The organism is Anaerococcus kampingae (genome assembly GCF_046365475.1).
Taxonomy (GTDB): Bacteria; Bacillota; Clostridia; order Tissierellales; family Peptoniphilaceae; genus Anaerococcus; species Anaerococcus kampingae.
In genome coordinates this window covers 1-6,399 of the sequence record NZ_JBGMEF010000010.1, presented here as the reverse complement: position 1 = coordinate 6,399, position 6,399 = coordinate 1, and the positions used below count along the sequence as shown (strand labels likewise).

2 protein-coding genes and 2 pseudogenes are annotated in these 6,399 nt (G+C 35.3%); all 4 read left to right on the top strand.

Annotation, left to right across the window (positions count from 1 at the left end; translation table 11 throughout):
* A pseudogene (locus ACCQ42_RS01905) lies at window positions 1–237 on the top strand (type IV toxin-antitoxin system AbiEi family antitoxin domain-containing protein); the annotation flags it as partial.
* Window positions 234–1,073, top strand: coding sequence for a nucleotidyl transferase AbiEii/AbiGii toxin family protein (locus ACCQ42_RS01900; RefSeq protein ID WP_410035180.1), 840 nt, complete (start codon window positions 234–236; stop codon window positions 1,071–1,073). The pseudogene ACCQ42_RS01905 and the gene ACCQ42_RS01900, both read left to right, overlap by 4 nt.
* 221 nt (window positions 1,074–1,294) lie before the next feature.
* Window positions 1,295–1,486, top strand: a pseudogene (locus ACCQ42_RS01895) (type II toxin-antitoxin system RelB/DinJ family antitoxin); the annotation flags it as partial.
* Window positions 1,487–2,845: 1,359 nt separating this feature from the next.
* Window positions 2,846–6,399 (top strand): Rib/alpha-like domain-containing protein (locus ACCQ42_RS01890; protein ID WP_410035179.1); only part of this gene is annotated, 3,554 nt, incomplete at its 3' end.

Below are 6,399 nucleotides of genomic sequence, written 5' to 3'. Positions count from 1 at the left end.
GAGCTAGGTAAGACAGAAATAAAATCACCACAGGGTAACCTTATCCTAGTTTATGATATAGATCGAACAATTTGCGACATCATGATCGACAGAGAAAAGATAGATAAGCAGATTTTCACAGAAGCCTTAAAAAGATACTTTAAATCACAAAATAAAAACCTAAGACGACTCATAAAATACAGTAGACTATTTAAAATAGAAGATGAAATTAGAAAATATATGGAGGTATTATCGTGATTAATATCGAGAGTATAAAGGGCAAGATAAGAAGTCTAGCAGAGAAGAAAAATCTGAAGTCGCAAGAAGTTTTGCAAATATATTTCTTCGAAAGATTTTTAGAAAGGCTATCAAAATCACCATACAAAAACAATTTTGTAATAAAGGGAGGATTCCTCATATCATCCTTAATCGGCATTGAAAATAGAACAACTATGGACATGGACACAACCATAAAAGGCATACCCCTAAAAGAAGAAAAAATAAAAGAAATCGTAGAAGAAATCATAAATATCAATGTAGACGATGGAATAAAATTTGAAATAAAAGACATCTCTTATATTAGAGAAGAAGACGAGTACGAAAACTTTAGAATTTCACTAATAGCAAATATTGGGAAAACTAAAAACCCAATGAAACTTGACCTAACAACAGGAGATGCAATAACACCAAGAGAAATAGAATACACCTATCCCTGTATCTTTAGCAAAGAAGATATAAAAATAATGGCATATCCATTAGAAACAATTCTCGCAGAAAAATACGAAACTATAATCAGAAGAAATATAACAACAACACGAATGAGAGACTTTTATGACCTATACACCCTTTACAAACTAAAAAAAGATGAGATAGATTATAAAATTTTAAAAGAAGCAATAGAAAGAACTTCCTACAAAAGAGGAAGTCAGGAGGAAATGCAAGATTATGAGGAAATAATCGAGGACATAAAAGAAGATTCATACCTAAGATCCTTGTGGGAAGTATATCTAAGTGAAAATAAGTATATAGGAGATTTGACCTATGAGAATGTCATCGACCTTGTAGCTATAATTTCTGAAAAAGTAAATAGTTAGCTTTTGAAATGTTATTTAGGCCAGCCATGAGCTGGTTTTTTATGTGGGAATATAAAAAAGTTCCAATAGGTGAGAGCTTTACATTTTAGCTTTTATACATAATAATTTAAGCAAAATGAGGATGCATTGAAAAAATAATTGATAACTCCTGGAAATTGTGTTGACATTGTGTTGACAGTGCACAAATAAGCTCATATAATTATCCTAAAGGAGATGATAAAATGACAACAACGAATTTGAATATAAGAACAGATAAAGAAATAAAAGAAGCAGCAGAAAAAATCTACTCCAGTTTAGGTTTAAATATGACTACTGCAATTAATATGTTTTTAAGGGCAAGTATTAGAGAAAGTGGCATTCCTTTTGATCTCAAACTTAACCAGCCAAACGAAGAAACCATAAAAGCTATAGAAGTGTAAGGGCTACTAAATATATTAAAGAATAAGACTTTTAGCATCTGCAAAAGTAGATGCTTTTTTGATGGGATGATTTAGATTGTTTAATCATATTATTTTGAAAATAAAGTTGAGCTTCGTGCATAGTAAATAATAACACCGAACTAATCCTTTAGGCTTCTCCACGTTGGTCGAAGCAAGGGAAGAAGTGGGAAGCTTTATAAGCTTCTCTCATTATCCCTTTTCTCGACCGAAGTGGAGAGAACTATTACGACAACTCAAATCACAGCACAAACTCTAGAACGGTATGTTACTATGTTCGAAGGCTTGTTAAAATAAACCTGTGCTCCGTGTATAATAAATAATAATATCAAACTATTTCTAATAGACTTGTCCTCTCCGAGCCACGTAAATATGCCTTGATTTGGTCGCTCTCGGCCGCTAGGGCAATTCATTTACGCCGAATGATAGTGCGGGAGCACGGAGAGCTTCGAAGAAGCGGTATTCGTACGGGCTTGCCACGAGAGTCGAAGCAAGGGTAAGGTAGGTAGTTTTAAAAACTTCCTTCAAATCTCGCTTCGCTCGACCATTCCATGGAGGCCGCTCAGCTACGGCATCAAGCTTTCCATCAAATCACTTCGTAATTTGGGATAAGCATAGACATGAGCCGCGGGGGCTTGCCTCTTGTCTCGAGCGTAAGTCGAGAGACCTATTACGGAAACTAAAATTCCAAAGTAAACCTTAGAACGACATGTCACTATATTCGAAGACCCTATAAGAAAACCTATACCTTATCCATAATTAAAGCCCCTCTTTATCCTCTCATATTCTTACAAATCCTCCACCAACTCTCTACAAAAACTATTAATTACCATATCACCACTTCACCCAAACCCAGTCTGAGACTCGTTTTCCTCTTTCTCAATTTTTATAAAATTCAAAAATGCAAAAGTTGATCAATTTTTTGAGAAATTCATCTTATTGTCAATTAAAGTAAATATACATGAAATTGTAAAATATACATAGCTTACATAATCCCCAGAACTATGCCATTTTACTAACCATAAATTCTTGATTCTAAAAGCAGGTAAATTAATCTAAAAAACAAGTCACCACCTAGTTTTGAAAACTAGATGCGTATGACTTTTAGATATATTGGGAAATTTAAAAAGTTATTGAATATGGGTTGAATCACAAGCTTAGAAACGTATATTATAAATATCCACAATGTAATCACAATTACATTAGTTAGATTGCCACAGACTTTCTACCGTCTTATTTGTTCGTGGATAAATACGGGTCCTGTCGTCCCGCGGCTTTATCACGATAAATAGATTGGGTAGAGGTCGAGTAGTCAAAAATTTATAAGGAGATATTATGAAAGAAAGAAAAGCAGAATTACAAAAGCTTATTGATTTCAAAAAGCTAAAAGGTGCTAATAGAAAACCTAGATACGCTACCAGAAAGCTATCAATAGGTCTAGTATCATGCATGCTAGGATTTGTACTTCTAGTAAGCCCACAATCAGTAGAAGCTTCTGAAGTAGCTAACGCACCAGCTGCAACTGAAGCAGAGCCTGCAAAAGAAGAAAAACCTGAAGGCGAAGCTAAACCAGCAGGTGAAGAAAAAACAGAAGCTCCTGTAGAAAATAAAAAAACAGAAGCTCCAACAAAAGTAGAGAAAAAAGAAGAAGCAAAACCAGAAGTAGGTCAAAAAGCTGAACCAAAAGCTGAACCACAGGCTGCTCCAGCTAAAACTGAAGAAAAATCAGCTGAAAAACCTGCTGAAGAAAATGCTGACGATAAAGCAAAAGCGGAAAAAGAACTAGCAGATTACAAGGCTGAAGCTATCAAAAAGATCGAAGAAGCTTTCAATGGATTTGATGAAGATGTAAAACCTTCTAAATCACTTGAAGACTACAAAAAAGATGTAGAAGAAGCTGATAGTAAAGAAGCAGTTGACAAATTAGTTGAAGAAGCTAAGGCTGAAGGAAATACTGGCCTTCAAAAGGATGAAACTAATAAACCTGAAGATAGCAATCAAATGGCTGGCGAAGAAAAGGCCATTACTGAAGACCAAAAGAAAAAAGCTGGTCAATCTGCCAACAACTGGGATGAAAAAATCACAGAAGATAATGACTACTGGAAAGCCCCAGAAGGCTATAACAAGGCTAAGAACATGGGCGGAACTAGTGGCGGAGGTATGGGAACCAACGAGGTTAATTATCTAGGAACCTACACTGACGAACAAGGTAGAGATGTAATCAGACTAGAATGGAAGGGAGATTCCAGAACATCGGAATCTGTTTGGATGGACCAACTTTCATTAGCTTTTAAATTCCAAAAAGACCTATATGAAAAAATCGACTGGGATAGATCTTATGTTTACTCAACATCTAAAGGTGAACAAAAATTCTTATTTAACAATGTAAACGCAGCTGATTACCAAGCAGAGTTTATGTTATCACAGGTAACTGGTACCTACACAGGTAACATGTATGAACTACCTATGAACCTTGTCCTAAAAGAAGGTTATAAGTTATCTGACTTAGGAAAGAAAGACTATCTTGTTCAACACAGAGGCTACGATACAAAATATAAAGAAATATTAGCTAACTACTCAGGACCAGTTGGAACTAGAAATCTAAATGAGGTTGAATATTCACAGTTTACAAAATCTACTGTTATTCCTCTAAACTCCAATCTTCACAATGATGTAATTCCAGCTAACTCAAATAAAGAATCTAACAGATTAAGTTATGGTTCAAGTGAGTATGATAGTGAGAAAAAGGTTATAAAAACTAAACACTTCTACAGGAAGTCTGACTCTATTGACTCATACTTAGGTAATGTTGGATTTACTCAATCCTTTGACGCAAGACTACTTGACCTACTAAAAGAAGATGACCAAGGAAACGTAGCTTATCTTGATGTTAATGGAATTGATGATAAAAAAGCTTATACAGATACTCCTAAAGTAGGTATCAAGAGAAATCAAATCAATGTAAAAGATGGAGTTGCTACAATTTATGTGGTAGGCTCAGACTTCCAGTCCAACCTAGATAAAACTGGAAATAAGGTAGTTCGTGCTACATCAGGCAATATAAAAACAGGTATATATTCAACTTTATTTAAGACAGCTACTATAAACTTCGTAAACACTACTATATCATACAATGTTGATGAGGATATGATTTCAAAATTATTCCCTCAAAACAAATACCTACAAGCTTACGCATTCCAAAGTGGATTTATCCATGAAAACAAGGATGGTTTCCTAAAATCTGAACAAGAAGTAAAAGAAAATACTGTCATAGATAAAGGTAGCAAGCTCACCCTTGAATTTAAAGATCAGATGCCAGATAAAGGCAACAAATATGTAATGCAAATAGGCGACACCTACCACCTAATGAATGATGCTGCAGCTCCACATAGGGCAAGTGATTTTGAAACCATTACAGAAAGAAATGGTGGTGGTATAGGTTCATCTAGAAATATGAAGTATGACATTAACATGAAAGCTGGTAGAACCCTTTCTGCAGGTGAGAAAATCAGACTTTGGATTGTAAATGACAATGGTCACAAATATGAAAGCCAAAGCTGGAGACTATATATCAACACAGGCAAGGCCGAAACTGATAAAGATATTGTAAATGTAGAAGGCGAAAACTTCGAAAGAGACTACAATCCATACTACTTCCAACACTCAAAGAGCGTTGATGGTGTAATGGTCACCAAGTATAGCTATGTTCCACAAGTAGAAGAAATCTTTGATACAGATACAGAAATAAAAGGAACTGTACGTAGAGACCAAAACGATGTAACAGGATATTACATGGCTCCAGATGGGTCCAAGTACTACTTTAGTGCTGTTAAGTCAGATGACACTGATAAAGCTAGAACAATAATCCTTGATGAAAACGGCAGAGAAGTAAAAGAAGGCGATAAGAATTATGAAAATGTCTTCAATTACGTTTTAGGAACTTTTAAATCTGAAGATGGCAAAGAAAACCTAAAACTTAAAAAAGATATGCCAATATACCTAAACAACTCAAGAAAAGGTCAATTCCCATCAGACCCAGTTATAGAGAAGGTAAAGGCAAGAGTTACATTTGATCAAAACTATGAAGGAAAACCTGAAGATAAGGTAGTTGTAGCTCCTGAAAATGAACAAGCTTTAGGAACAGCTGGTTACACAGCAAACGGTCTTGACTATAATGGCAAAAACGTAATGCCAAAAGATCCAACAAGAGAAGGTTATACATTTGTAGGTTGGGCAAAAACTCCAGATGCTACAAAAGCAGACTTCACAAAAGATACACCAATTGAAAACTCCTTAACTGTATATGCAGTATGGAAAAAAACTGAGATTACAGATAATCTTACACCTGCATACACAGATGCAGATGGAAAAGTTGGTACCCAAACAACAATCACATCACCAAACTTTACAGATAAAGATGGTAAAGATGCAGCAAAACCAGAAGGAACAAAGTTCGCTCTAGGTAAAGGTGCTCCAGAAGGTGCAACAATCAATCCAGATACTGGTGAAATCAAATACACACCAACAAAAGATGATGCAGGAAAAGATGTAGAAATCCCAGTAGTTGTAACATATCCAGATGATTCTACAGACAATGTAGTTGCAAAGGTAACTGTTGCACCAGCACAAAAAGATGCTGACAAGTACGAACCAGAAGTTAAGAAGGAAGAAATCGAAAAAGGTGGAAAAGTTGACCTAACAGACAACGTAACAAACCTAGACAAACTTCCAGAAGGAACAAAAGTAGAAGATGTAACTCCAGAAGGAACAATCGATACAAATAAACCTGGCGACTACACAGGAAAAATCAAAGTAACTTACCCAGATGGATCAAGTGAAGAAAAAGACGTACCTGTAACAGTAAAAGATACAACACCAGCAGAAAAAGA